Source organism: Saccharopolyspora sp. NPDC049357 (assembly GCF_040677225.1).
Taxonomy (GTDB): domain Bacteria; phylum Actinomycetota; class Actinomycetes; order Mycobacteriales; family Pseudonocardiaceae; genus Saccharopolyspora.
Genome location: NZ_JBFAQJ010000037.1, coordinates 1 through 25,500, shown reverse-complemented (window position 1 = coordinate 25,500; position 25,500 = coordinate 1). Strand labels below are relative to the sequence as shown.

At 70.1% G+C, this 25,500-nt stretch carries 24 protein-coding genes; 17 read left to right on the top strand and 7 right to left on the bottom strand.

Annotated features, from left to right (window positions below):
* Positions 1-160: 160 nt before the first annotated feature.
* From AB0J91_RS25455 to AB0J91_RS25445, 3 genes are all read right to left on the bottom strand, one after another.
* Positions 161-1,267 (bottom strand): lactonase family protein, encoded by a 1,107-nt coding sequence (locus AB0J91_RS25455; protein ID WP_363873396.1) that lies wholly within the window; start codon positions 1,265-1,267, stop codon positions 161-163.
* A 207-nt stretch (positions 1,268-1,474) separates the two neighbouring features.
* Positions 1,475-2,878 (bottom strand): gluconate:H+ symporter, encoded by a 1,404-nt coding sequence (locus AB0J91_RS25450; RefSeq protein ID WP_363873393.1) that lies wholly within the window; start codon positions 2,876-2,878, stop codon positions 1,475-1,477.
* A gap of 58 nt (positions 2,879-2,936) precedes the next feature.
* Positions 2,937-4,523: a D-aminoacylase gene (locus AB0J91_RS25445; RefSeq protein ID WP_363873390.1), complete on the bottom strand. Its 1,587-nt coding sequence runs from the start codon at positions 4,521-4,523 to the stop codon at positions 2,937-2,939.
* 148 nt (positions 4,524-4,671) lie between these two features.
* Here AB0J91_RS25445 and AB0J91_RS25440 point away from each other — a divergent pair, with 148 nt between their 5' ends.
* A complete protein-coding gene (locus AB0J91_RS25440; protein ID WP_363793177.1) occupies positions 4,672-5,058 on the top strand; it encodes a Rid family detoxifying hydrolase in 387 nt (128 codons plus the stop codon).
* Between the two features lie 46 nt (positions 5,059-5,104).
* Here AB0J91_RS25440 and AB0J91_RS25435 read toward each other — a convergent pair whose 3' ends face one another.
* A complete protein-coding gene (locus tag AB0J91_RS25435; RefSeq protein ID WP_363873387.1) occupies positions 5,105-6,436 on the bottom strand; it encodes an amino acid deaminase in 1,332 nt (443 codons plus the stop codon).
* 82 nt (positions 6,437-6,518) lie between these two features.
* Here AB0J91_RS25435 and AB0J91_RS25430 point away from each other — a divergent pair, with 82 nt between their 5' ends.
* The gene (locus tag AB0J91_RS25430; RefSeq protein ID WP_363873385.1) at positions 6,519-7,262 is read left to right on the top strand and encodes an IclR family transcriptional regulator; all 744 of its coding nucleotides are present in this window, start codon (positions 6,519-6,521) and stop codon (positions 7,260-7,262) included.
* Here the strand turns inward: AB0J91_RS25430 and AB0J91_RS25425 are convergent.
* Positions 7,256-7,585 carry a DUF1844 domain-containing protein gene (locus tag AB0J91_RS25425; RefSeq protein WP_363793183.1) on the bottom strand — a complete coding sequence of 110 codons (330 nt, stop codon included), beginning with the start codon at positions 7,583-7,585 and terminating at the stop codon, positions 7,256-7,258. The two genes, AB0J91_RS25430 and AB0J91_RS25425, sit on opposite strands and share 7 nt — an antisense overlap.
* Before the next feature lie 321 nt (positions 7,586-7,906).
* Here AB0J91_RS25425 and infC point away from each other — a divergent pair, with 321 nt between their 5' ends.
* From infC to pheT, 6 genes are all read left to right on the top strand, one after another.
* The gene (gene infC / locus AB0J91_RS25420) at positions 7,907-8,482 is read left to right on the top strand and encodes a translation initiation factor IF-3 (RefSeq protein ID WP_132625053.1); all 576 of its coding nucleotides are present in this window, start codon (positions 7,907-7,909) and stop codon (positions 8,480-8,482) included.
* A 91-nt stretch (positions 8,483-8,573) separates the two neighbouring features.
* The gene (gene rpmI / locus AB0J91_RS25415; protein ID WP_093415814.1) at positions 8,574-8,768 is read left to right on the top strand and encodes a 50S ribosomal protein L35; all 195 of its coding nucleotides are present in this window, start codon (positions 8,574-8,576) and stop codon (positions 8,766-8,768) included.
* Positions 8,769-8,883: 115 nt separating this feature from the next.
* Positions 8,884-9,252, top strand: coding sequence for a 50S ribosomal protein L20 (gene rplT / locus AB0J91_RS25410; RefSeq protein WP_093415812.1), 369 nt, complete (start codon positions 8,884-8,886; stop codon positions 9,250-9,252).
* Positions 9,252-10,091, top strand: coding sequence for an RNA methyltransferase (locus AB0J91_RS25405; RefSeq protein ID WP_363873509.1), 840 nt, complete (start codon positions 9,252-9,254; stop codon positions 10,089-10,091). Before rplT ends, AB0J91_RS25405 begins: the two co-directional genes overlap by 1 nt.
* Before the next feature lie 184 nt (positions 10,092-10,275).
* Complete coding sequence (gene pheS / locus AB0J91_RS25400; protein ID WP_363873382.1) at positions 10,276-11,337, top strand: phenylalanine--tRNA ligase subunit alpha; 1,062 nt, start codon at positions 10,276-10,278, stop codon at positions 11,335-11,337.
* A gap of 57 nt (positions 11,338-11,394) precedes the next feature.
* The gene (pheT, locus tag AB0J91_RS25395; RefSeq protein ID WP_363873379.1) at positions 11,395-13,902 is read left to right on the top strand and encodes a phenylalanine--tRNA ligase subunit beta; all 2,508 of its coding nucleotides are present in this window, start codon (positions 11,395-11,397) and stop codon (positions 13,900-13,902) included.
* A 58-nt stretch (positions 13,903-13,960) separates the two neighbouring features.
* On the opposite strand, the gene AB0J91_RS25390 is transcribed toward pheT, so the two are convergent.
* Positions 13,961-14,557, bottom strand: coding sequence for a GNAT family N-acetyltransferase (locus AB0J91_RS25390; protein ID WP_363793193.1), 597 nt, complete (start codon positions 14,555-14,557; stop codon positions 13,961-13,963).
* Positions 14,558-14,738: 181 nt separating this feature from the next.
* Positions 14,739-15,428 carry a DNA alkylation repair protein gene (locus AB0J91_RS25385; protein WP_363873376.1) on the bottom strand — a complete coding sequence of 230 codons (690 nt, stop codon included), beginning with the start codon at positions 15,426-15,428 and terminating at the stop codon, positions 14,739-14,741.
* A gap of 250 nt (positions 15,429-15,678) precedes the next feature.
* Between AB0J91_RS25385 and argC the strand changes: the two genes are divergently transcribed.
* The 9 genes from argC to tyrS all read left to right on the top strand — a co-directional run bounded on the left by argC (position 15,679) and on the right by tyrS (position 24,974).
* Positions 15,679-16,707 (top strand): N-acetyl-gamma-glutamyl-phosphate reductase, encoded by a 1,029-nt coding sequence (gene argC, locus AB0J91_RS25380; protein WP_363873372.1) that lies wholly within the window; start codon positions 15,679-15,681, stop codon positions 16,705-16,707.
* 28 nt (positions 16,708-16,735) lie between these two features.
* Positions 16,736-17,896, top strand: a complete 1,161-nt coding sequence (argJ, locus tag AB0J91_RS25375; RefSeq protein ID WP_363793199.1) for a bifunctional glutamate N-acetyltransferase/amino-acid acetyltransferase ArgJ — start codon at positions 16,736-16,738, stop codon at positions 17,894-17,896.
* Entirely contained in the window at positions 17,893-18,801 is a 909-nt protein-coding gene (gene argB, locus AB0J91_RS25370; RefSeq protein WP_363873369.1) for an acetylglutamate kinase, read from the top strand. The genes argJ and argB overlap by 4 nt, the downstream gene beginning before the upstream one ends.
* Positions 18,802-18,872: 71 nt before the next feature.
* Positions 18,873-20,060 (top strand): acetylornithine transaminase, encoded by a 1,188-nt coding sequence (locus AB0J91_RS25365; protein ID WP_363873366.1) that lies wholly within the window; start codon positions 18,873-18,875, stop codon positions 20,058-20,060.
* Positions 20,060-20,983: an ornithine carbamoyltransferase gene (gene argF, locus AB0J91_RS25360; RefSeq protein ID WP_363793205.1), complete on the top strand. Its 924-nt coding sequence runs from the start codon at positions 20,060-20,062 to the stop codon at positions 20,981-20,983. Before AB0J91_RS25365 ends, argF begins: the two co-directional genes overlap by 1 nt.
* The gene (locus AB0J91_RS25355) at positions 20,980-21,483 is read left to right on the top strand and encodes an arginine repressor (protein ID WP_132675190.1); all 504 of its coding nucleotides are present in this window, start codon (positions 20,980-20,982) and stop codon (positions 21,481-21,483) included. The genes argF and AB0J91_RS25355 overlap by 4 nt, the downstream gene beginning before the upstream one ends.
* Positions 21,484-21,586: 103 nt before the next feature.
* Positions 21,587-23,008, top strand: coding sequence for an argininosuccinate lyase (argH, locus tag AB0J91_RS25350; RefSeq protein WP_363873363.1), 1,422 nt, complete (start codon positions 21,587-21,589; stop codon positions 23,006-23,008).
* Between the two features lie 43 nt (positions 23,009-23,051).
* Positions 23,052-23,666: a DNA-3-methyladenine glycosylase gene (locus tag AB0J91_RS25345; protein WP_363873506.1), complete on the top strand. Its 615-nt coding sequence runs from the start codon at positions 23,052-23,054 to the stop codon at positions 23,664-23,666.
* Between the two features lie 33 nt (positions 23,667-23,699).
* On the top strand, positions 23,700-24,974 hold the full coding sequence (gene tyrS, locus AB0J91_RS25340) for a tyrosine--tRNA ligase (protein WP_363873360.1): 1,275 nt from the start codon (positions 23,700-23,702) through the stop codon (positions 24,972-24,974).
* Positions 24,975-25,500: the final 526 nt, after the last annotated feature.

Below are 25,500 nucleotides of genomic sequence, written 5' to 3'. Positions count from 1 at the left end.
TCGATTTCCATTGAAATCGGTGCTGTTCTCTTGTGAGCCCTGGTGGCGGGGAGGGTGAAGCCTCGCCGGAGCGAAGCCGTCGCCGAACCTTGGCCGAGGCGATCGTCGTGGAACTGCCGAATTCGAGGGGAGAGAGCACTGACTGTCCGTTGTGGACGGATCAGCCGTGGAAGGTGATGACCGCGACCGAGGGGCACGCGTAGCTGTCCGGGGTGGGGGTCAGCGCACCGGTCTCGGTGTCGCGCGCCAGGCGGGTGATCGTGCCCGCGCGCTGGTTGGCCACGAACAGCGAGGTCTCCTCGGGGTCCAGGGCGAAGTGCCGGGGCCAGTTGCCGCCGGTGGGCGTGACGGCCTTGAACACCAGCGACCCGTTCTCCACGCCGAAGGTGGCGATGGTGTCGTCACCGCGGTTGGAGGCGTAGACGAACTGGCCGTCCCGGGAGATCGCGATCTCGGCGGGGAAGTTCTCGCCGGTCGCCTCGGGAGCGCGGCTGCTGATGACCTGCCCGGCCGTGAGGGCGCCGGCCTTGGGGTCCCAGGCGAGCACGGTGATCGTGGAGTTCAGCTCCGCCAGCAGGTAGGCGGTGGTGCCCTTGAACACCAGGTGCCGTGGGCCGGTGCCCGCGGGCAGCGGGAGCTGCTGGTGCTGGGTGAGCTTCCCGGCGTCGAAGGCGTGGACGAACACCGAGTCGGCGCCGAGGTCGACGGTCACGACCCACTTCCCGCTGGGGTCGACGACGACCTGGTGCGCGTGCGGCTCGGCCCCGGGGTGCTTCACCAGGGCGGTGTTCTCGCCGATGCTGCCGTCGGGGTTGCGCCGGTGCACCGCCACGGTGCCGTCCCCGTAGTGGGCGGTGAGCACGAACTCCCCGCTCGGGTGCACCGACAGGTGGGTGGGCGAGCTCCCACCGCTGGGCGCGGTGTTGATCACCTTGGGTTCGTGGGTGCTGACGTCGATCGCGGTGATCGAGCCCTGTTCCCGCTCGTTGGTCACGTACAGGAACTCGTGGTCGGGGGACCAGGCGAAGAAGGAGGCGTCGGCGATCCCGTCGAGGGTTCCGGAGGGGGCGAGCACCCCGTTCATGTCGCGCATCGCGATGTCCACGCCTCGGCCGGCGGGCTGCGAGCTGGTGTAGCTGCCGATGAAGGTCATCAGGCCCTCGTGCGCCTGGTGCACCTGGTGCGGCGCGGCCGCGCCCTGCCTGCCGGCGGCGGTGGCGCAGCCGACGGTCGCTCCGGCAATGCCCAGAGCCCCGACCGCGCTCAAGAAACCACGACGCGAAAACGAGCTGTCACCCACGACGTTCTCCCAGCTAGACGACACGGCAGAAGCGAAGTCTGTCGCAGTGACCACAGGTGGACTAGACCAAAATGGCCTAACCGGACCGCCGCCATAGGCGCTAAGGCCCGAAACGGTTCACCATCCGTGGCGATGTCGCGAAATCGCCTCGCGGGGGCCGAGAACGCGGTGCTCTCACGCGACCAGGAGCGAGATCCCGGCCGCCATGCCGAAGGCCACCAGCGACAGCAGGGTCTCCAGGACGGTCCAGGTCTTGAGCATGTCGCTCACGGGAATCCCGAAGTACCGCGAGATGATCCAGAACCCGCCGTCGTTGACGTGCGAGGCGATGATCGACCCGGCGGCGATCGCCACCGCGATCAGCGCGAGCTGGGCCTGCGACAGACCGGCCGAACCGACCAGCGGGGCCACGATCCCACCGGTGGTCACGATCGCCACGGTCGCCGAACCCTGCGCGATCCGCAGCCCGCTGCTGATCACGTAGGCCGACACGATCATCGGCAACCCCACGCCCTGCAACGACCCGGCCAAGGCGTCCCCGACACCCGTTTCGGCGAGCACCTTGCCGAAGAAGCCGCCCGCGCCGACGACCAGCAGCAGCATGCCCAGCGGCCGCAGCGCCCCGCTGGTCAGCTCGGACAGGTCCCGCCCGGTCATCCCGCGCCGGGTTCCCAGCAACCAGAACGACAGCAGGACGGCGATCGTCAACGCCACGGTCGGGTTCCCGAGGAACGTCAGCACCGACAGCGCGCCGCTGCCCTCGGGCAACGTGATGCTGCCGAAGGTGGCGCCGAGGATCAGCACCATCGGTAAGCCGATGATCAGCGCGACCACGCCGAGCGACGGATCGCGCCGGCCCTCGCGCTTGGCGGCGAGCTCGTCGGCGGCGGCGAGCATGTCGGCGGGCACCGGAAGGGTGATCCGCTTGCCGATCCACACCGGGTAGAGCAGACCGGCCACAACGAACGCCGGGAGTCCGCAGGCCAGTCCCATCAGGATGATCCACCCCAGGTCCACGCCCAGCAGCCCCGCGGCCACCACGGGACCGGGGTGCGGCGGCAGGAACGCGTGGGTCATCGACAGCCCGGCCACCAGCGGCAGGCAGTACAGCAGGATCGAGCGCTTGCCCTGCCGCGCGACCACGTAGACCAGCGGTGCGAGCACGAAGATGCCGATGTCGAAGAACACCGGAATCCCGAAGATCAGCCCGGACAACCCCATCGCCAGCGGAGCCCGGTTCTCCCCGAATGCCCCGAGGAGCTTGCGGGTCAGCAGCTGCGCGCCACCCGATGCCTCCAGCACGGAGCCGAGGATGGTGCCGAGTCCGATGATGGCGGTGATGTGCCCGAGGATGCTGGCGAAACCGCCTTCGAGCAGCGAATCGCTGCTCTTCTGCGCGGTCCCGACGATGTCCTCCACGGGCAGCCCGGCGGCCAGCGCGATGAGCAGCCCGGTGACCAGCAACGCGATGAACGGTTCGATCCGGAAGCGGATGATCATGATCAGCAGCACCGCGATCCCGACCGCGCACAACGTGAGCAGCCCGGACGTCTCGTGCTGCAACCAGTTCAAGAACACGGGTCCTCCTGGGAGCTCCTCAGGGACTGCTCTGCTCGGCGCGAGCCGCGTGCGGCTGCTAGCGGTTCTTGCGCAGCGCGCGCCCGGGCAGGGCGTCGGTGCGGTCGCCGTCGTCGATCACCGGAACGCCGTTGACCAGCACGTGCGGGATGCCGACGGCCTGCTGCCGGGGCTCGTCGAAGGTCGCGGTGTCGCGGACGGTGTCGGGATCGAACAGCACCAGGTCGGCGACGTGGCCTTCCCGGACGCGTCCTCGGTCGGTGAGCCCGAGCCGGTCGGCGGAACGCGAGGTCATGTTCCGCACGCACTCCTCCAGCCTCAGCACGCCGAGTTCGCGCACGTAGTGGCCGAGGTAGCGGGGGAAGGTGCCCCACGCGCGCGGGTGCGGGCGCTCGCCGACCAGCAGCCCGTCGCTGCCCGCGGTGTGCGTGCGGTGGCGCATGATCGCTCGCACGTTGTCCTCGTGCCCGACGTGCATCAGGCAGGACGCGCCCAGCCGCTCGCTGGTGAGCACGTCGAAGTAGAACTCGGTCGGCTGCGCCCCGGCGGCCAGCGCCGATTCGGCGACGCTGCGGCCCACGAGGTGAGCGTTGCCCGGTTCGCGGACGCCGTTGATCTCGATGTTCTCCCACTCGACCGGAACGCCGTGGCAGCCGTCGGAGCCCTCCACCTCCAGGACCTGGCGAATCCGCTGCCGCTGCACGGGATCCCGCAACCGCTCCAGGGTCGCGGTGACGCCGCCGGCCATCGCCCAGCTCGGCAGCAGCGCGTGCAGCGAGGTGCTGCCCGGCAGGTACGGGTAGGTGTCGAGGGTGATGTCGCAGCCGTCGTCGAGCGCCGCGTCGAGCATCGCCAGCAGTTCGCCGGCCCTTCCGGCGTTGACGCCGAAGTTCATCGTCGCGTGCGCCAGGTGCAGCGGGCATCCCGAGGACCGGCTGACCTCGATCATCTCCTCGTAGGCCGCGAGCGCACCGGCGCCGTAGCTGCGGTGGTGCGGGCTGTAGTAGCCGCCGAAGGAGGCCACGACCTCGCACAACGCGGCCAGTTCCGCCGTGTCGGCGTACATCCCGGGCGTGTAGGTCAGCCCGGACGACATGCCGAAAGCGCCCTCGGCAAGGGAATCGGCGAGGACCTCGCGCATCCGGTTCAGCTCGTCATCGGTGACCGGCCGGTCGTCGTAGCCCGCGCACAGCAGGCGCAGCGTGCCCTGCGGGACGAGGTAGGCGGCGTTGGTGGCGATGCCGGTGTCGAGCCGGTCGAGGTACTCGGCGACGCTGCGCCAGTTCCAGTCGAAACCCGGCGGATCGTCGTTCCAGCCCGCCAGCTGCGCGCGCAGGGTCCCCAGCGCGTCGTCGTCGACCGGGGCGTAGGACAGCCCGTCCTGGCCGATGACCTCCAGCGTCACGCCCTGGGAGACCTTCGCGGTGTGGTCCGGTTCGGCGAGCAGCCGCAGGTCCGAATGCGCGTGCATGTCCACGAATCCGGGTGCCAGCACGAGCCCGTCGGCGTCGATGCGCCGACGTCCGCTCAGCGTTCCCGCGTCGGCGATCTCGGCGATGCGTTCTTCGTCGACTCCGACGTCGGCGAGGAACCCCGGGCCGCCGTCGCCGTCGACGACTCGCGCGCCGCGATAGACGATGTCCATGGTGGAGTCGTTCCTCCGGTCACACGCCGGGCAATTGGTCTGCACCGGGTGATCGAATGGTAAGTACCATTCCCCTGTGAAAGCAATGAAGATCGGCTCCGGCCGAAATTCCGCTTCACGACGCCGAAATCCGTGGAAGGACACCGACATGAGCAGGACCGTGGTGAGCACCGACGCCGCACCGAAGCCGCCGGCGAACATCCCGCTGTCGCAGGGCGTGCGCAAGGGCAACATCCTGCAGGTCTCCGGGCAGACCGCGGTCGATCCGGCGACCGGCAAGGTCGTCGAGGGCGGTGTCGCCGAGCAGACCGAGCAGTGCCTGCGCAACGTCATCGCGATCATCGAGGCCGAGGGCGGATCGCTGCAGGACGTGCTGATGCTGCGCGTCTACCTCACCGACACCGCGCAGTTCGCCGAGATGAACGAGGTCTACGCCCGCGTCGTCGGCGAGCCCTTCCCGGCTCGCACGACCGTCTACGTCGGCCTCCCGGCCGGCCTGCTGTGCGAGATCGACGCCCTCGCAGTCCTGGACTGACCTGGGGCGGGTGGCGGTCCGGCCGGGACCGCCACCCGCTGACGGGTCAGAAGTAGGTGCGCACCAGGTCGGTGACCTGCTCGCCGTCGACCACCGGGATCAGCGTCCACTTGTCGAAGACCGTGCAGGGGTGGGACAGGCCGAAGCCGATCCAGTCGCCCACGCGCACCTCGGCCCCGGCGAGCCTGAGGAACGCGTGCTGATCCGCCAGACCCGACACGTGGCAGGAACCGTCGGCGAGCTCGCGGGTCTCGCCGTCCGCTCCCCGGATCACCTGCGGTTCCGGGAGCCCCTGGTCGAACGAGACGTCGCGGCGCCCCATCGTCAGCAGCGCCAGATCGGCTTCCGGCTGCGACACCACCTGCGCCCAGATCCGCATCGCCGGTCGGAACGGTGACTCGGCACCGGCCAGCCGGTGCCGGCGGCCGAACGGCGAGCGCACCCGGTAGAAGCCGTCGTCGTGCAGCAGGTATCCGCCGCTGCGCAGCACCGGCACCACGGGCAGCCCCTCCGGCCACGGGAGGGTCAGCGCCTCGGCGACCTGGTCGAAGTAGGCGCTCCCGCCCGCGCTGACGATGACCTCGTCCAGCCCGTCGAAGTAGCCGGCCCCGGCGAATTCCACCACCAGGGAGCGGAATTCGCCCAGGTAGTCGTCGATGGCCGACAGCGAGGACTCCTCGATGTCGTGCGCCACCTCGCCCTCGTATCCCGACACGCCGACCAGGCGCAGCCGGTGCTCGGCGGCCACGGCCGCGGCGACCGCTCGCGCCTGCGACACCGTGCGGGCACCGGTCCGGCCGCCTGGGACGCCGAACTCCACCAGCACGTCGACCGGCCGCGTCCCGCCGTGCGCGGCGAGCGCGGAGGCCATCCGCTCGACCCCGCGCAGCGAATCCGCGTAGCAGCAGAACGAGAAGTCCGGGTCGGCGTCGAGCTCGGCGGACAGCCAGGCCAGCCCCTGCGGGTCGACGAGCTCGTTGGCGAGCAGGATCCGCTGGACGCCGAACGCCCGGTACACGCGCAGCTGACCGATGTTGGCCGCGGTGATGCCCCACGCGCCGTGCTCCAGCTGCCGCTCGAAGAGCCGGGGCGCCATCGTGGTCTTGCCGTGCGGAGCGATCCGCAGGCCGTGCTCGTCGCACCACGCGGCCATGGTGCGCAGGTTGTGCTCCATCGCGGCGTCGTCGAGGGTCAGCAGCGGCCCTGTGAAACCGGCTTCCCACAGCGTCGGCCGCTCGGCCAGGAACTCCCCGGCGGTCTTGCCGGACGCGTTCGGCGGCATGCCCTTGAACCGCCAGTCGATGGTCTCGTCGCGCAACGCGCGGATCGCTTCGGTGTTGATCCCTGCTGCGGGCACTGCCGGCCTCCTATTGCGCATGTTGCAACGAATGTTGCGCGAAGAACGACTTCGGTGTGTAGCATTGCCCGCTTCGTCGAGTCAACGATGATCGGAGACGCCGGTGAGCCAGAGCCTGGAACGCGGACTCGCCGCGCTGACCGCGCTGGCCGAGGGGCCGCAAACGCTCGACGGTCTCGCCCAGCGGCTCGGCGTGCACAAGACGACGGCGATGCGCCTGCTGCGCACGCTGGAGACCGGCCGCTTCGTCCGCCGCGAGGACGTCCACCGCTACCGGCTGGGCAGTGCCGTGTTCGCGCTCGCCCACCAGGCGCTGGACGACCTGGACGCGCGCGACGTCGCCCGGCCGTTCCTCGACGCGCTGGGGGAGCGCACCGGGCACACGATCCACCTGGCGACCCTCGACGAGGATCAGGTCGTCTACGTCGACAAGGTCGACAGCGTCCACCCGGTCCGGATGTACTCCCGCATCGGCCGACGCGCCCCGCTGCACTGCACGGCGGTGGGCAAAATCCTGGTCGCCGACCTCTCGCAGCAGCGCCGCGAACGCCTGGCGCAGCGGATCGCCTACCCGAAGCTCACCGCGAACACGATCGACTCGGCCGAGCGCTACCTGGCGGAGCTGGAGCGCGTCCGCGCGCAGGGGTACTCGGTGGACCGCAGCGAGCACGAGGAGTTCACCCACTGCATCGCGGCTCCGGTGCGCAACCACCGGGGAGATGCCGTGGCGGCGATGTCGATCTCGGTGCCGAAGGTCCTGCTCTCCTGGGAGGACCTGCTCGGCTGGCTCCCGGATCTCCGCCGCACGGCGGCGGAGATCTCCCGGGAGCTGGGCAACCGTCAGTAGACGGGGCCGGTGTACTTCTCGCCCGGCCCCTGACCCGGGGCGTCCGGGTGGGTGGAGTACTCGCGGAAGGCGCGCTGGAGGGACTGCAGCCCCTCGCGCAGCGGACCGGCGTGCGGTCCGAGGTACTCGACCGAGGCGGTGATCAGGCCCGCCAGTCCGGTGATCAGCCTGCGGGCCTCGTCCAGATCGCGCACCGGGGTGGCGTCCGGGTCGTCGTCAGCGAGCCCGAGCTTCTCCGCGGCGGCGGACATGAGCATCACCGCAGCGCGGCTGATGACCTCGACGCTGGGAACATCGGAGAGCTCGCGTACGTTGAGCTCCATATCCGCGTCGTGTGCCGGTTCACCGGCACCGGTCGTGTCGTTCGTGGGAGTGGTTGGCTGCGGTTCGCTCACGCCTGCTACCCTGACACGCACGACCAGCCCCCGTTGCGGCGGGGGCGGCAAAGTGGAGCCCCGCTCCCACCCGAGCAGCCGCTGAGGCCGCCGGGTTCCGGTCCTGTCGATGTCCCGTGTGGCGTCGGTGGTGCGAACGGTATCGGCTGATACCGGTTCGATCGGTTTGGAGTCAGGGTCCCGCGGTATCCGCACGAGCGGAAGCCGGCGGGACCTTTGCATTCCGGGGTGAGCTCTACACGCCGTGGTGTGCAGTACACACAGCCATCGAACCGAGGAGGCCCCATCAGCTCCGAGACGCGCATCAATGACCGCATCCGGGTTCCGGAAGTCCGACTCGTCGGACCCAACGGTGAGCAGGTCGGGATCGTCCGCATCGAGGACGCCCTGCGCCTGGCCCAGGAAGCGGATCTGGACCTTGTCGAGGTCGCCCCGCAGGCGCGCCCGCCGGTCTGCAAGCTCATGGACTACGGCAAGTTCAAGTACGAGAGCGCGCAGAAGGCTCGCGAATCGCGTCGCAACCAGCAGCAGACCGTCATCAAGGAGCAGAAGCTCCGGCCGAAGATCGACCCGCACGACTACGAGACGAAGAAGGGCCACGTGTCCCGCTTCCTCGGTCAGGGTCACAAGGTCAAGGTGACGATCATGTTCCGCGGTCGCGAGCAGTCGCGGCCCGAGTTGGGCTTCCGCCTGTTGCAGCGACTGGCCGATGATGTTTCCGAGCTCGGGTTCATCGAAGCGACCCCGAAGCAGGACGGTCGGAACATGATCATGGTTCTGGCGCCGCACAAGACCAACAAGACCAAGCCCAAGGCCAACGCGTAGTCGTACGCCGCCGCCAGGGCTCGTGATGTGAGGCCGGGTCGGGACGCTGGCCGCGCCCCCACCCGGCTCCAGTACGAAACGAGGACGGAAGATGCCGAAGAACAAGACCCACAAGGGCACCTCGAAGCGCTTCAAGGTGACTGGTTCGGGCAAGCTGCGGCGCGAGCAGGCCGGTCGCCGGCACATCCTGGAGAAGAAGTCCAGCCGTGTCACCCGTCGCCTCGAAGGCACCGAAGCCGTCGCCAAGGCCGACGTCAAGCGCATCAACAAGCTGCTGGGTCGCTGACGCCGACTTCCCCGCTGCACCCGCGAGGGAGCAGTAGTCCGGCATCGCAAGCCATCCAGCCACCCGCATTGGGCGGTCAATCCGCCGCCCCTGATGAGATAACAGGACGGACCCCGTGGCACGCGTCAAGCGGGCGGTCAACGCCCAGAAGAAGCGCCGCACAGTTCTCGAGTCGGCCCGTGGTTACCGCGGTCAGCGCTCCCGGCTGTACCGCAAGGCCAAGGAGCAGATGCTCCACTCGATGACCTACTCCTACCGGGACCGCCGCGCCCGCAAGGGCGAGTTCCGGAAGCTGTGGATCACCCGCATCAACGCCGCGACCCGGCAGCACGGCCTGAGCTACAACAAGTTCGTGCAGGGCCTGAAGGCCGCTGAGGTCGAGGTCGACCGCAAGATCCTGGCGGAGCTCGCCGTCAACGACCCGCAGGCCTTCGAGGCGCTGGTCGACGTGGCGCGCAAGAACCTGCCGGAGAGTGCGGCCTGATCGCCGAAAGCACTTCCGATTCGCGACCCGGGACCCCGCTCACCGAGCGATCGTCCCGGGTCGCGGTCGCTCGTAAGCTCACCCGCCGCGCAGGCCGCGAGAAGGCCGGCGCGTTCCTCGCCGAGGGAGCGCAGGCCGTGGGCGAGGCGCTGACCGCGCACGCCGACGACCGGCTGCGGGTGCGAGAGCTGTTCGTCACCGAGCAACCGCGACACCCCGAGCTCGCCGAGCGCGCGGTGCTGGCGGGCGTGCCGGTGCGCGAGGTGACCGACAAGGCCGCCGCGTCGCTGTCGGAGACGGTCACCCCGCAGGGCGTCGTGGCGGTCTGCGACCTGCCGCGCACCGATCCGGTCGCCGCCCTGGCGCAGCGGCCGAAGCTGGTCGCGGTGCTGGTCGGCATCGCCGACCCGGGCAACGCCGGAACCGTGGTGCGCGTGTCCGACGCGGCCGGGGCCGGTGCGGTGCTGTTCGCCGGTGACACCGTCGACGCCTACAACGGCAAGGCGGTGCGCGCCTCGACGGGCAGCCTGTTCCACCTGCCGATCGCTCGCGATCGCGACGTGAGCGCGGTGCTGGCGGCATGCCGGGACGCCGGGCTGCGGCTGGTCGGCGCCGACGGCTACGCCGCCGGTGACCTCGACACCGCCGACCGCGCGGGGGAGCTCGCCGAGCCGACCGCGTGGGTCTTCGGCAGCGAGGCCCACGGCCTGTCCGACGAGGTCAAGTCCCAGCTGGACACGACGCTGCGGGTGCCGCTCTACGGTCAGGCCGAAAGCCTGAACCTGGCCACGGCCGCCGCCGTCTGCCTCTACGCTTCGGCGCGTGCGCAGCACCGCTGAGCTCGGGCGGGACGGATCACCGCGAAACGCCGTGGACGCCGTCGCATAGAATCGCCCATGTCAGCTTGCGGCTTCGCACCGAAGAGTCGTATGCAACCTCAGCAGGTTCGCAAGCCCAGCCACCTGGCAGAACAGGGACCTGGGCGATGATGCCTGTGGGATCAACGGGAGTCACGCACTAACGATGTCTGGAGCCAACGACTCGTACGACCCGAAAGAGGTCGCCGCGCTGTCGCCGGAGACGCTGGACGCCGCGGTCGACGAGGCCAAGAAGGCCTTCGTCGCCGCCGCCGATCTGGACGAGCTGGCGTCGGTCAAGCCCGCTCACCTCGGTGACCGCTCGCCGCTGCTGACCGCGCGCCGCGAGATCGGAGCGCTGCCGCCCAAGGCGCGTTCCGAGGCGGGCAAGCGCGTCAACCAGGCCCGCGAGGCCATCCAGGGCGCCTTCGACGAGCGCCGGGCCGTGCTGCAGGCCGAGCGCGACGAGCGAGTGCTCCGCGAGGAGTCCGTCGACGTGACGCTGCCGTGGGACCGCGTGCACACCGGCGCCCGGCACCCGATCACGCAGCTCGCCGAGCAGATCGAGGACACCTTCGTGGCCATGGGCTGGGAGGTCGCCGAAGGCCCCGAGCTGGAGGCCGAGTGGTTCAACTTCGACGCGTTGAACTTCGGCAAGGACCACCCGGCGCGGACCATGCAGGACACCTTCTACGTCGCGCCGGAGGACTCCGGCCTGGTGCTGCGCACGCACACCTCGCCGTCGCAGGTCCGGGCGCTGCTCAACCGCGAGCTGCCGGTGTACGTGGTCTGCCCCGGGCGCACCTTCCGCACCGACGAGCTCGACGCCACCCACACCCCGGTGTTCCACCAGGTCGAGGGCCTGGCGGTGGACAAGGGCCTGACCATGGCGCACCTCAAGGGGACCCTGGACGCCTTCGCGCGCTCGATGTTCGGCCCGGAGTCCACGACCCGGTTGCGGCCGTCGTACTTCCCGTTCACCGAGCCGTCGGCCGAGATGGACATCTGGTTCCCGGAGAAGAAGGGCGGCGCCGGCTGGGTCGAGTGGGGTGGCTGCGGCATGGTCAACCCCAACGTGCTGCGCGCCAGCGGTGTCGACCCCGAGGTCTACACCGGCTTCGCGTTCGGCATGGGGATCGAGCGGACCCTGATGTTCCGCAACGGCATCCCGGACATGCGCGACATGGTCGAAGGCGACGTCCGCTTCACCGAGCCGTTCGGCATCTAGCCACCCATCACGACGTCCCCGACATCACTTACCTGAACGAGAGAAGGGCCTGACCAAGTGCGGATTCCGGTTTCCTGGCTGGCCGAGCACCTTGAGCTGCCCGAGGAGACGACCGCGGAGACGCTGGCAGAGGCGTTCATCCGGATCGGGTTGGAGGTCGAGGAGGTCGAGCACCTGACGCAGGTGCGCGGCCCGCTCGTGGCCGGCCGAGTCGCCGAGATCGAAGAACTCACCGAGTTCAAGAAGCCGATCCGGTACTGCAAGGTCGAGATCGGCGCCTCCGAAGACGGTGCTCCGGAGGAGGGCGAGCAGAAGCTGCAGAACATCATCTGCGGTGCCCGCAACTTCTCCGAGGGCGACCTGGTCGTCGTCGCGCTGCCCGGCACGGTGCTGCCCGGCGGCTTCGAGATCAGCTCCCGCAAGACCTACGGCAAGATCAGCGAGGGCATGATCTGCTCCGCCAAGGAGCTGGGCCTCGGCGAGGACCACGACGGCATCCTCGTGCTGCCGCCCGGTTCGGCCGACCCCGGTGACGACGCGGTGCAGCTGGTCGGTCTCGACGACTCGATCATCGAGCTGGCCATCACGCCCGACCGCGGCTACTGCTTCTCGGTGCGCGGGCTGGCCCGCGAGCTGTCCAACGCGCTGGACGTGCCGTTCGGCGACCCGGGCACCCGCCCGGTCCCGGAGGACGACAAGCCCTCGCGCGGCGTCGAGCTGCGGGACGCGCAGGCGTGCTCGCGGTTCGTGCTGCGCCGGGTCACCGGCGTGGACCCGACGGCGCCGAGCCCGTGGTGGATGCGCCGCCGCCTCGCGCTGGCGGGCATCCGCTCGATCTCGCTGTCGGTGGACGTCACCAACTACGTGATGCTGGAGCTCGGTCAGCCGCTGCACGCCTTCGACACCACGAAGGTGACCGGTGACCTGGTGGTCCGCCACGCCGAGAGCGGCGAGAAGCTGACCACTCTGGACGGTCAGGTTCGCGCCCTCGACGCCGACGACATCGTGATCGCCGACGACTCCGGCGTGGTGTCGCTGGCCGGTGTCATGGGCGGCGAGAGCACCGAGATCGGTGACGGCACGCACGACGTGCTGATCGAGGCGGCGAACTGGGACCCGGCGAACATCGCCCGCACCATCCGCCGCCACAAGCTGCCGAGCGAGGCGGGCAAGCGCTTCGAGCGCACGGTGGACCCGGCGGTGGCGCCGGTGGCCGCCGAGCTCGCCGCGCAGCTGCTGGTCCGCTACGGCGACGGCACCATCGCGCCGGGCCGCACCGACGTGGGCGAGCCGAAGGCCCCGGCGGCGGTGACGATGCCGCTGGCGCTGCCGGACAAGGTCGCCGGGGTCTCCTACGAGCGCGGCGTGACCGCGCGGCGGTTGACCCAGATCGGCTGCAAGATCGACCTGAGCACCTCCGACGAGGGCGTCGGTCTGATCACCGCGACCCCGCCGTCCTGGCGACCGGACCTGACGCAGCCGTTCGACCTGGTCGAGGAGGTGCTGCGGCTGGAGGGCTACCACACGATCCCGTCGGTGCTGCCCTCCGCGCCGCCCGGTCGCGGCCTGTCGGCGGCGCAGCGCCGCAAGCGCGCGGTGTCGCGAGCCCTGGCCGGTGCAGGTTACGTCGAGGTGCTGCCCTTCCCGTTCACCGGCGACGAGATGCTCGACGCCTTCGGTCTCGCCGAGGACGACGAGCGCCGCCGCACGGTGAGCGTGCTCAACGCGCTGGAGAGCGACAAGTCGCAGCTGACCACGACGCTGCTGACGGGCCTGCTGGACACCCTGCAGCGCAACGTCTCCCGTGGTCACCGCGACGTCGCGCTGTTCCACATCGGACAGATCAGCCAGCCGTCGGCGGACCAGCCCGCGGTGCCGGCGGTCGGTGTCGAGGGACGTCCCACCGACGAGCAGCTCGCCGGGCTGCTGGCAGCCCTGCCCGCGCAGCCCACGCGGGTCGCGACGGTCCTGGCCGGTCAGCGCGAGCAGGCCGGCTGGTGGGGCAAGGGCCGCGCCGCCGACTGGGCGGACGCGATCCAGGCGGCTCGCGTGGTGGCTTCGGCCGCCGGTGTCGAGCTGGCGGTCCGCAACGCCGAGCACGCCCCGTGGCACCCGGGCCGCTGCGCCGAGCTGCTGGTCGGCGAGACGGTCGTGGGCCACGCCGGTGAGCTGCACCCGAAGGTCGTCGAGGCGCTGGGCCTGCCCAAGCGCACCAGCGCGATGGAGCTCGACCTCGACGCGCTGCCGCTGGTCGAGCGCCGCGCGGCGCCGGACATCTCGGCCTACCCGCCGGTGCTGATGGACGTGGCGCTGGTCGTCGACTCGTCGACCGCGGCCTCCGACGTGGTCGAGGCGGTCCGCGCCGGCGGCGGCGAGCTGCTGGAGGACGTCCGCCTCTTCGACGTCTACGCGGGCGAGCAGCTCGACGAGGGCAAGAAGTCGCTGGCCCTGGCCCTGCGGTTCCGGGCCCCCGATCGCACCCTCAAGCAGGAGGAAGCCACCGAGGCCCGGGACGCAGCGGTCAAGTCCGCAGCAGACCGCCTCGGCGCCACCCTCCGCGCCTGAGACACCCGTGCAACGGCCCCGCCCGGAACCCTCCGGGCGGGGCCGTTGCGTCAGGTGCTCAGTTGCTGCGGGGGAGGTGCTTGGTGGTGAAGGCCTCGGCGGTGAGGCCCATGATGACCAGGTGGAGCATTCCGTCGGAGAGGGAGTCCGGTTCGCTGGTGCGGCCTTCTTCGCGGAAGCCGAGCTTGCTGTGCAGCGCGAGCGAGGCGACGTTCTCCTGGTAGATGCCGACCTGGCACTTGCGGAACCTGCGGCGGCCGAACATGACCGCGAGCAGCGTGATGATCGCGTCGTCGGCGTAGCCGTGGCGACGGTGCATCGGGCCGATGCCGACGCCGTAGCTGAACACGCCCGGTTCGTCGGCTTGGCTGGTGCACATCGAGCCGACGAGCACCTGGTCCCGGCGGGTTTCGATGGCGAGCTGGAAGTCGTCCGGCGAATCGGGGTGGTACGCGCGGTGCGCGGCCCAGTGCCGGTAGCCGTCGGTCTGCACGTACGGAGCGCGCGTGGGGTCCTGGTCGAAACCGGCCAGGATTCGTCTGTCGGCAGCGGCGACGCGTCGTAACAGCACCTGCCGCCCGACCCAGGACGACGTCGTGATCGGCGCCGGGCCGTGGCGGGCCCCCAGGTTCGGGTGCGGCGGGATCATCGTCATCGAACTCGATGATGCCCTCCCGGACCGACCGAATCCACAGGGGGGTCCACGTCGTGTGACCTTCTGCGAGCGCTGTGAAACTTCGATGACCCGGGAGTTACTCGGTGTCAACGCGCGAGCTGGAAACGTCGCCGTTAAGGGTGATTCCGAGGTGTTGGCGGGTGCGGATGATCGCGATCGGTCAGCGGTCGATGTTGCGGAGGGCTTCGCGTCGGGAGAGCGGCGAGAGGTCGTGGTTCTCGACGAACTCCTGGACCCAGCCGGGGTCGGTCTTGGCGTGCTCCCGCAACGCCCAGCCGATCGCCTTGCGGAGGAAGAAGTCCGGATCGTCGAGGTTCGCCTCGATGCTCCGCCGCAGCAGCTCGACGTCGGTGCGGTCCTTGGCGCGGAGCTGGGCGATGATCGACGTGCGGCGGCGCCAGCGGTCCTCGTCGGTGGACCAGCTCAGCAGCAGCGGGCGCACGACGTCCGGGTGGCTCAGCAACAGCGGTCCGATCCGGCGGCTCGCCGTCTCGTCGACGAAGTCCCACCAGGCTCCGGTGACCACGAACTCCTCGTAGATCCCGAGCATCTCGGGGTCTTGAAAACCCCGCTGCGCCCGGTGTCCCGTCACCGACAACGCGACGTACCGCTCCTCCCGGAAGCTCGCCTTCCGCCAGAGCTCCCGCGCGGAATCGATGAGGTCCTCCTGCATCGCGAAGCGGAACCGCTCGCACAGCGCATCGACGATCCGCACGCGCGCGGGCTTGCGCACCCCGATGAACGGCATCTCCGACTTCATGTACCGCTGCATCGCGGGCGCGTCCTCCGCCACGGCGTGCTCGCCGAGCAGCCGCAACGCCGCCTCCCGGTACCCCGCGACCTCACCCACCCCGCCGATCCTGCCACCGGCCCCCGACGCCGCACTCCTGTGACCGGATTTCAGTGGAAGTCAGACCCCGGATTTCCACTGAAGTCAGACCTCCGATTTCAGTGGAAATCCGGTCAACCCGGGTGGTCGGTGGCCGGGGGTCTGAGCTCGGTGCAGCGTCACAGGTCGGGCGGGGGCGTGACGTGGGAAACTGAGGTCGGCCCCGGAAAGCTGTTTGATTGATTTTGCATAGCAGTGCATAATCATCCGTATGACGGTGAGGGTTGCTGTAGCGGGTGCCAGTGGCTACGCGGGCGGAGAACTGCTCCGCCTGCTCCTGGCGCACCCCGAGGTCGAGATCGGCGCGCTGACGGCGGGAGGCAACGCGGGCAGCAAGCTCAGTCAGCACCACCCCAACCTGCTGCGCCTGGCCGACCGCGAGCTCACAGAGACCACCGCCGAGCAGCTGCGCGGCCACGACGTCGTGTTCCTCGCGCTGCCCCACGGCCACTCCGCGGCCATCGCCGCCGAGCTCGGCGAGGACGTCGTGGTCGTCGACTGCGGAGCCGACCACCGCCTCAACGATGCCGAGGACTGGACCCGCTGGTACGGCGGCGACCATCCCGGCACCTGGCCCTACGGCGTGCCCGAGCTCCCCGGTGCGCGCGACCGGCTGCGCGGCAGCAAGCGCGTCGCCGTCGCCGGCTGCTTCCCGACCGTCTCGTCGCTGGCGATCGTGCCCGCGCTGGCCGCGGGCATCGTCGAGCCCGACGTCGTGGTCACCGCGATCACGGGCACCTCCGGTGCGGGTCGCGCCCTCAAGCCGCACCTGCTCTCGGCCGAGGTCATGGGCTCGGCCAGCGTCTACGGCGTCGGCGGCGCCCATCGGCACACACCCGAGATGATCCAGAACCTCAGCGCCGCGGCGGGGGAGAAGGCCAAGGTCTCCTTCACGCCCGTGCTGGCCCCGATGGCGCGCGGCATCCTCGCCACCTGCTCGGCACCGCTGCGCGGCGGCGTCGATCCCGCAGCCGCCCGCAAGGTCTACCTCGACGCCTACGGCGACGAGCCGTTCGTCCACGTCCTGCCTGAAGGAGCCTGGCCGCAGACCTCGGCGACGCTCGGCGCCAACACAGTTCACCTGCAGGTCACCGTCGATCCCGACGCCGGTCGGTTGATCGTGGTCGGTGCCGAGGACAACCTCACCAAGGGCACCGCGGGCGGCGCCGTGCAGTGCATGAACCTCGCCCTCGGCCTGCCCGAGACCACCGGACTGCCCACCGCAGGCCTCGCGCCGTGAGTCCCGCCACCAGAACCGAGGAGAAGACATGAGCGTGACCGGTCCCGCCGGTTTCCGGGCGGCCGGGGTCGCCGCAGGCATCAAGGCAGCGGGGGCGCGCGATCTCGCACTCGTGGTCAACGACGGTCCGCAGCAGTCGGCGGCCGGCGTGTTCACCACGAACAAGGTCAAAGCCGCGCCGGTGCTGTGGTCGCAGCAGGTGCTGCAGGAGCGCAAGCTGCGCGCGATCGTGCTCAACTCCGGTTGCGCCAACGCCTGCACCGGACCGGGCGGTTTCCAGGACACCCACGCCACCGCGGAGAAGGTCGCCGACGTCCTCGGCGCCGGAGCGATCGAGGTCGCGGTCTGCTCGACCGGCCTGATCGGTGAACGGCTGCCGATGGACGCGTTGCTGCCCGGCGTCGACACCGCCGCCAAGGCGCTCGACGCAGGTGAGCAGTCCGGCCTGGACGCCGCGACCGCCGTGCTGACCACCGACAGCAAGGCCAAGCAGGCGCACCACGCGCACGAGAACGGCTGGTCGATCGGCGGGTTCGCCAAGGGAGCGGGCATGCTCGCGCCGAACATGGCCACCATGCTCAGCGTCATCACCACCGACGTGATGATCAGCGGCGCCCACCTCGACGAAGCGCTGCGGGCGGCGACCCGGGTCACCTTCGACCGGCTCGACGTCGACGGCGGCACCTCCACCAACGACACCGTGCTGGTGATGGCCTCAGGCGCCTCGGGCGTCGAAGCCTCCCAGGAGGAGTTCACCGCGCTGCTCACCGCCGTCTGCCAGGACCTGGTGCGCCAGCTGCAGGACGACGCCGAAGGCGCCACCAAGACCATCGACATCACCGTGCGCGGTGCCGTCAGCGAAGCGGACGCGGTGACCATCGGCCGGATCGTCGCCGAGGACAACCTGGTCAAGACCGCGATGTTCGGATCCGACCCGAACTGGGGCCGCATCGCCATGGCGCTGGGCCGCGCGCAGGCCGAGATCGACGTGGACAAGGTCGAGATCGCCACCAACGGGGTCACGCTCTACGCCCACGGCGCGACCGCCCGCGACCGCAGCGAGGCCGACCTGTCGGGGCGGCAGATCGAGATCGTCATCGACCTGCACCTCGGCGAGCACGCCGCCACGATCCTGTCCACCGACCTCTCCCACGACTACGTCGAAGAGAACAGCGCGTACTCCTCATGACCAGTGACACCAGCGATCGGCTGGCCACCGCGGCCGAGAAGGCCAGCGTCCTCGTCGAAGCGCTCCCGTGGTTGCAGCGCTTCAACGGCGCCACAGTGGTGATCAAGTACGGCGGCAACGCCATGATCGACGACGAGCTCAAGGCCGCGTTCGCGCAGGACATGGTGTTCCTGCGGCTCGCGGGCCTGCGTCCCGTCGTGGTGCACGGCGGCGGTCCGCAGATCACCTCGATGCTCGACCGGCTCGGCATGGAGGGCGAGTTCCGCGGCGGGTTGCGCGTGACCTCGCCGGAGACGATGGACGTCGTCCGGATGGTGCTGTTCGGGCAGGTCGGGCGCGAGCTCGTCGGCCTGATCAACCAGCACGGTCCCTACGCGGTCGGCATGTCCGGCGAGGACGCGCGGCTGTTCACCGCCGCCCGCCGCACCGCCACCGTCGACGGCGAAGCGGTCGACGTCGGGCTGGTCGGCGACGTCGTCGACGTCAACCCCGACGCCGTGCTGGACCTGATCAACGCAGGACGCATCCCGGTGGTGTCCACCGTGGCCCCCGACGCCGACGGCGTGGTGCACAACGTCAACGCCGACACCGCCGCCGGTGCGCTGGCGGTCGCGCTGGGGGCTGAGAAGCTCGTGGTGCTCACCGACGTCGAAGGTCTCTACACCAACTGGCCTGACAAGTCGTCGCTGGTCAGCAGGCTCGACGTGGAACAGCTCGCGGAGCTGCTGCCGGACCTGGCCTCCGGGATGGTCCCGAAGATGGAAGCCTGCCTGCGCGCCGTGCGCGGGGGAGTGCCGCGCGCTCACGTCATCGACGGGCGGCTGGCGCATTCCGTCCTGCTCGAAGTCTTCACCAGTGCCGGAGTGGGAACCATGGTGTTCCCCGTCGAATCGGAGGACGCATGAGTGACGATTCCGCTTCCCACGCTCATGCCGGCCGACCGGGTGCGGGTGCCCCGCAAGAACACGGAGGACGCATGACCACCAACGCGACCGGGATGCAGCGCTGGCAGGCGTCCATGATGGACAACTACGGCACCCCGAAGCTGACCTTCGTCAGCGGTTCCGGTGCCGAGCTGACCGACGCCGACGGCAAGACCTACCTGGACTTCGTCAGCGGGATCGCCGTCAACGCCCTCGGCCACGCCCACCCCGCGATCGTCCAGGCGGTGTCCGAGCAGGTCGCCAAGCTGGGGCACGTCTCCAACCTCTACGTGCACGAGCTCGGCCTGACGCTGGCCGAGCGGCTGCTGGAGCTCGCCGGGGTGGCGGGCCAGGGGCGCGTGCTGTTCTGCAACTCCGGCGCGGAGGCCAACGAGACCGCGTTCAAGATCGCCCGGCTCACCGGACGTCCCAAGATCGTCGCCACCCAGGGCGGTTTCCACGGCCGCACCATGGGCGCGCTCGCGCTGACCGGACAGCCCGGCAAGCAGGAGCCGTTCGCGCCGATGCCCGCCGGTGTCGTGCACGTGCCCTACGGCGACGTCGCCGCGCTGGAGTCCGAAGTGGACGACAACACGGCCGCGGTGTTCCTGGAGCCGATCCAGGGTGAGAACGGGGTCGTCGTCCCGCCCGAGGGATACCTGCGCGCCGCCCGCGAGATCGCTTCCCGCAACGGTGCGCTGCTGGTCCTCGACGAGGTGCAGACCGGCATCGGCCGCACCGGCTCGTGGTTCGCCTTCCAGCGCGAGGGCGTCACGCCCGATGTGATCACCCTGGCCAAGGGCCTCGGCGGCGGTCTGCCGATCGGCGCTTGCATCGGCATCGGAAGCGCCGCCGACCTGCTGCACCCCGGTCAACACGGCACCACCTTCGGCGGCAACCCGATCGTGTGTGCGGCGGCTCTGGCAGTGCTCGACACCATCGCCTCCGAAGGACTGCTCGACCACGTCGAACAGGTCGGCAAGGACCTCGTCAGCGGTGTGCAAGCGCTCGGCCACCCGCTGGTTCGCGAGGTCCGCGGGACTGGACTGCTGGTCGCCATCGGGCTCACCGAACCCGTCGCCGCCAAGGTCGCGGCCGCCGCGCAGGAACGCGGATACCTGGTCAACCCCATCCAGCCGGACGCCATCCGGCTGTGCCCGCCACTGGTGGTGCGCGGTGAGCAGGTGCAGCGACTGCTCGCCGACCTTCCCGAACTGCTCAACGCTGCCAAGGAGAACTGATGTCCCGGCACTTCCTCCGCGACGACGACCTCACGCCCGACGAGCAGGCCGAGGTGCTCGACCTCGCCGACGAGCTCAAGGCCGATCCGCTCGGCTCCGACGTGCTCAAGGGCAAGTCGATCGCGGTGCTCTTCGAGAAGAACTCCACCCGGACCCGCCTCTCCTTCGAGGTCGGCATTCACCAGCTCGGCGGGCAGCCGATCGTGGTGGACGGGCGGATGATGCAGCTCGGTCGCGAGGAGACCATCGAGGACACCTCGCGCGTGCTGTCCCGCTACGTCGACGCCGTCGTGTGGCGGACCTTCGCCCAGGCGCGCATCGACGCCATGGCTTCGGTCTCGCGCGGACCGGTGATCAACGCGCTCACCGACGAGTTCCACCCCTGCCAGGTGCTCGCCGACCTGCAGACCATCCGCGAACGCCACGGCAAGCTCGCCGGGCTGACCCTGACCTACCTCGGTGACGGCGCCAACAACATGGCGCACTCGCTGCTGGTCGGCGGCGTCACCGCGGGCATGCACGTGCGGATCGGCGCCCCCGAGGGCTTCCGCCCCGCCGAGTGGGTGCTGGAAGCGGCTCGCAAGCGCGCGGCGGAGACCGGCGGTTCCGTCGAGCTGCACAACACCCCGCAGGGATCCGTCGAAGGCGCCGACGTGCTGGTCACCGACGCGTGGACGTCGATGGGGCAGGAGAACGACGGCAAGGACCGGGTGAGCCCGTTCCGCCCGTACCAGGTCAACGCCGAACTGCTGGCCGCCACGGGCAAGTCCGACACGAGCGTGCTGCACTGCCTGCCCGCGCACCGCGGCCTGGAGATCACCGACGACGTGCTCGACGGACCCGCCAGCGCGGTGTTCGACGAGGCCGAGAACCGGCTGCACGCCCAGAAGGCCCTGCTGTCCTGGCTGGTGCGACGATCGTGAGCACGACCCGGGTCGCGCGGCAGGCGCGCATCGTCGAACTCGTGTCCTCGATGGACATCCGCAGCCAGACCGAACTGGCCAAGCTGCTCGGCGACGCCGGCATCGAGGTCACCCAGGCCACGCTGTCCAGGGACCTCGACGAGCTCGGCGCCGTCAAGCTGCGCGGCCCGGACGGAGGGGCGGCGGTCTACGTCATCCCGGAGGACGGCAGCCCGGTCCGAGGCGTCCAGGGAGGCACCTCGCGGCTGAGCCGTCTGCTCGGCGAGCTGCTGGCCGGTGCCGACGGCGCGGGCAACCTCACCGTCCTGCGGACACCGCCGGGCGCTGCCCAGTTCCTGGCCAGCGCCATCGATCGCGCCGCGCTCACCGAGGTCGTGGGCTCGATAGCGGGTGACGACACGGTCATGATCGTCGCCCGCGAGCCGTTGACCGGGCACGAGCTCGCCGAGCGCTTCACCGCGATGGCAGCGGGCGGCCTCCACGTCGAGGATGAGGCGTAGGGCAGTCTGGTCCGAGCTGTCCGGACACCAGGGACATCGAACGCGGGCGGTTCGACAGGAGAACTGCCCGGAAGCCAACCGAGAGAGCACCGAGGAACCGAACGTGACGCAGCAAGGCAGTGAGCCCACCAAGCTCTGGGGCGGCCGGTTCGCCTCCGGCCCGGCCGAGGCGATGGCCGCGCTGAGCCTGTCGACGCACTTCGACTGGCGACTGGCGCCCTACGACATCGCCGGATCGCGCGCCCACGCCCGAGTCCTCCACCGCGCCGGGCTGCTGACCCAGGACGAGCTCGACGCGATGCTCGCCGGGCTCGACACCCTCGCAGCCGACGTCGAATCCGGAGCGTTCACCCCGGTCATCGACGACGAGGACGTGCACACAGCCCTCGAACGCGGCCTGCTGGAACGCGTCGGTGCCGACCTCGGCGGCAAGCTGCGGGCCGGTCGGTCCCGGAACGACCAGGTCGCCACCCTGTTCCGGATGTGGCTGCGCGACGCCAACCGGCGCATCGCCGCGGGCGTCCTCGACGTCGTCGACGCGCTCGCCGGGCAGGCCGCCGCGCACCCGGAGGCGGTGCTGCCCGGGCGCACCCACCTGCAGCACGCCCAGCCGGTGCTGCTCGGGCACCACCTGCTCGCGCACTGCCAGGCGCTGTTGCGCGACGTCTCCCGCATCCGCGACTGGGACGCCCGCACCGCCTACTCGCCCTACGGCTCGGGTGCGCTGGCCGGTTCCTCGCTGAGCCTGGACCCGCAGGCCATCGCCGCCGACCTGGGCTTCCGGGGCGCCACCGACAACTCCATCGACGGCACCGCCTCCCGCGACTTCGCCGCCGAGGCCGCGTTCTGCCTGGCCATGCTCGGGGTCAACCTCTCCCGGATCGCTGAAGAGGTGATCATCTGGAACACCGCCGAGTTCGGCTACATCACCCTCGACGACGCCTGGGCCACCGGCAGTTCGATCATGCCGCAGAAGAAGAACCCCGACGTCGCCGAACTCGCCCGCGGCAAGTCCGGTCGGCTCATCGGCAACCTCTCGGGCCTGCTGAGCACCCTCAAGGCCCTCCCGCTGGCCTACAACCGGGACCTGCAGGAGGACAAGGAGCCGGTCTTCGACTCCGTCGAGCAGCTGGACCTGCTGCTGCCCGCGATGAGCGGCATGCTCGGCACGCTGACCTTCCACACCGAGCGGATGGCCGAGCTCGCGCCCGCCGGGTTCACCCTCGCCACCGACATCGCCGAGTGGCTGGTGCGCCAGGGAGTCCCGTTCCGCGTCGCCCACGAGGCGTCGGGGGAGTGCGTGCGCACCGCCGAGACGCGCGGAGTCGGCCTGGACGAGCTCACCGATGCGGAACTGACCGCAGCCCACCCGGCCCTGACCCCGCAGGTCCGCGAGGTGCTGACGGTCTCGGGCTCCATCGAGTCCCGCGACTCGCACGGCGGCACCGCACCGAGCCGGGTCGCGGAGCAGCGCAAGCAGGTCGTGGCGGCAGTCGACGAGCACCGCGGGTGGCTGTCGGAGTGATCAACGTCAACGCGCTCCCGGTAGGGTGCTGAGCGTGGACCTGGTGACGAGCGACGAGCTGGCGCGCGACCCGTTGTGGGTCGCGCGTCGGCTGCTGGGCTGCGAGCTGCGGTCCAGCAGCCCCGAGGGCGAGGTCGGCGTGCGCCTGGTCGAGGTGGAGGCCTACCGGGGCACCGATGATCCGGCGTCGCACTGCTACCGGGGCCGGACCGAGCGCAACTCGGTCATGTTCGGCCCCGCCGGCCACCTCTACGTCTACTTCGTCTACGGGATGCACTTCTGCATCAACGTGGTGTGCATGACCGACGGTGTCCCCGGCGCGGTTCTGCTGCGCGCCGGGGAGATCACCACCGGCAGCGAGCTCGCTCGCAGCCGAAAGCCCGCCGCCCGCAAGGACGCCCAGCTGGCCAGCGGCCCTGCCCGGCTCGCCGGGGTCCTGGGCATCACCCGCGAGCACAACGGCGTCGACCTGACCTCGCCGGATTCGCCGGTCCGCCTCTACGACGGCACGCAGGTCGCCGAGGACGACATCCGCAGCGGCCCCCGCGTCGGCGTCGCCGCCGCCATGGACCTGCCGTGGCGGTCGTGGGTCGACGGCTCGGAGTCCGTCAGCGCCTACCGGCGCGGCGGGCGACGCCGGACCCGAGCCCGGACGTAAACCCGTTTGCGGGGATGAGCGAAACTGGACTGCGTGAGTGAGCACATCCTTGACGAGCTGGCCTGGCGCGGACTGATCGCGCAATCCACCGACCTCGACGCGCTGCGCCGAGACCTCGACACCGGCCCGCTCACTCTCTACGCGGGTTTCGACCCGACCGCGCCGAGCCTGCACGCCGGCCACCTGATCCCGATGCTGACGCTGCGCCGGTTCCAGCAGGCGGGCCACCGGCCCGTGGTGCTGGCGGGCGGGGCAACCGGTCTGATCGGTGATCCGCGCGACGTCGGCGAGCGCAACCTGCACGACGAGAGCACCGTCGCCGAGTGGACCGACAAGATCCACGGCCAGCTGTCGACGTTCGTCGACTTCGACGACTCGCCGACCGGCGCGGTCATGGCCAACAACGCCGACTGGACCGCTGATCTGTCGGTCACCGCGTTCCTGCGCGACGTCGGCAAGCACTTCTCGGTGAACACGATGCTCGCGCGCGAGACGGTCAAGCGCCGGCTGGAGACCGACGGCATCTCCTACACCGAGTTCAGCTACATGCTGCTGCAGGCCAACGACTTCGTGCAGCTCTACCGCAAGCACGGCACCACGTTGCAGCTCGGCGGGTCCGACCAGTGGGGCAACATCATCGCCGGGGTGGACCTGATCCGGAAGCAGGAGAGCGCGGCGGCGCACGCGCTGACGCTGCCGCTGGTCACCGACTCGGAGGGACGCAAGTTCGGCAAGTCCACGGGCGGCGGGAACGTCTGGCTCGACCCGTCGCTGACCTCGCCCTACGCCTGGTACCAGTACTTCGTGAACGCCGCCGACGCCGACGTGCCCAACTACCTGCGGCTGTTCACCTTCCTCGACCGCGAGGAGATCGAGGAGCTGGAGAAGACCACGGCCGAGCGCCCGCAGCTGCGCGCGGGGCAGAAGCGGCTCGCCGAGGAGCTGACCACGCTGGTGCACGGCGAGGACCAGACCCGCAAGGTGATCGCCGCCAGCCAGGCGCTGTTCGGGCGTGGCGAGATCGCCGAGCTCGACGAGGCGACCCTGGACTCCGCCATGGCCGCGGTCCCGCAGGCCGAGGTGCGCCTGGCCGACGGACCGACGATCGTCGACCTGCTCGTCGAAACCGGTCTGGCCAACGGCAAGGGCGCTGCGCGACGCACCATCAAGGAGGGCGGCGCGTACGTCAACAACGTCAAGATCGCGAGCGAGGACTGGGTTCCGAGCCAGGAGGACCTGCTGCACGGTCGTTGGCTGGTCGTCCGCCGCGGCAAGCGCCACACGGCCGGGGCCAAGGTCCTGAGCTGACACGGCCGCGAGCACTGAAACGGGGCGCTGACCTGCGGGTTCGCGCCCCGTTTCGGTTGACCACCCCCCCGGTTTGACCCCCGCGAAACAGACCGTGTAACTTATTCCAAGTCAGAGCGACACGGGCCGGGAAAACCGGGCCGGGCCTGATGCGGGGTTGCGAACCAAGCTCCTGTCTCCGGATGGTAGAGTGGGCGCCCCGACCGGGAAATCGAGAAAGTAAAAGCAAGCCAATCGGCTTGGGGATGCGGACGCGGTTTTCCACCCTGTTCTTTGATTGAAAATAGCGCTTGGTAAGCTGCCGGGCAGAATAGCGAGCCGAATTCGGCGGCACCGGATAAGGGTTACCCCCCCGGTGAGACCGAAAAAAGGGCCTGCTAGTCTTCACTGCAGCGAAAGCGCGAACGAGGAAATGACTCCCCGGAGTTCACGCCCTGGAAATGGGGTTGTGGCGATGGTGTGGGTGTGTTCTTTGAGAACTCAACAGTGGACTGTTTTGGTTAGTGTTCTTTTATGCCCCTGACCA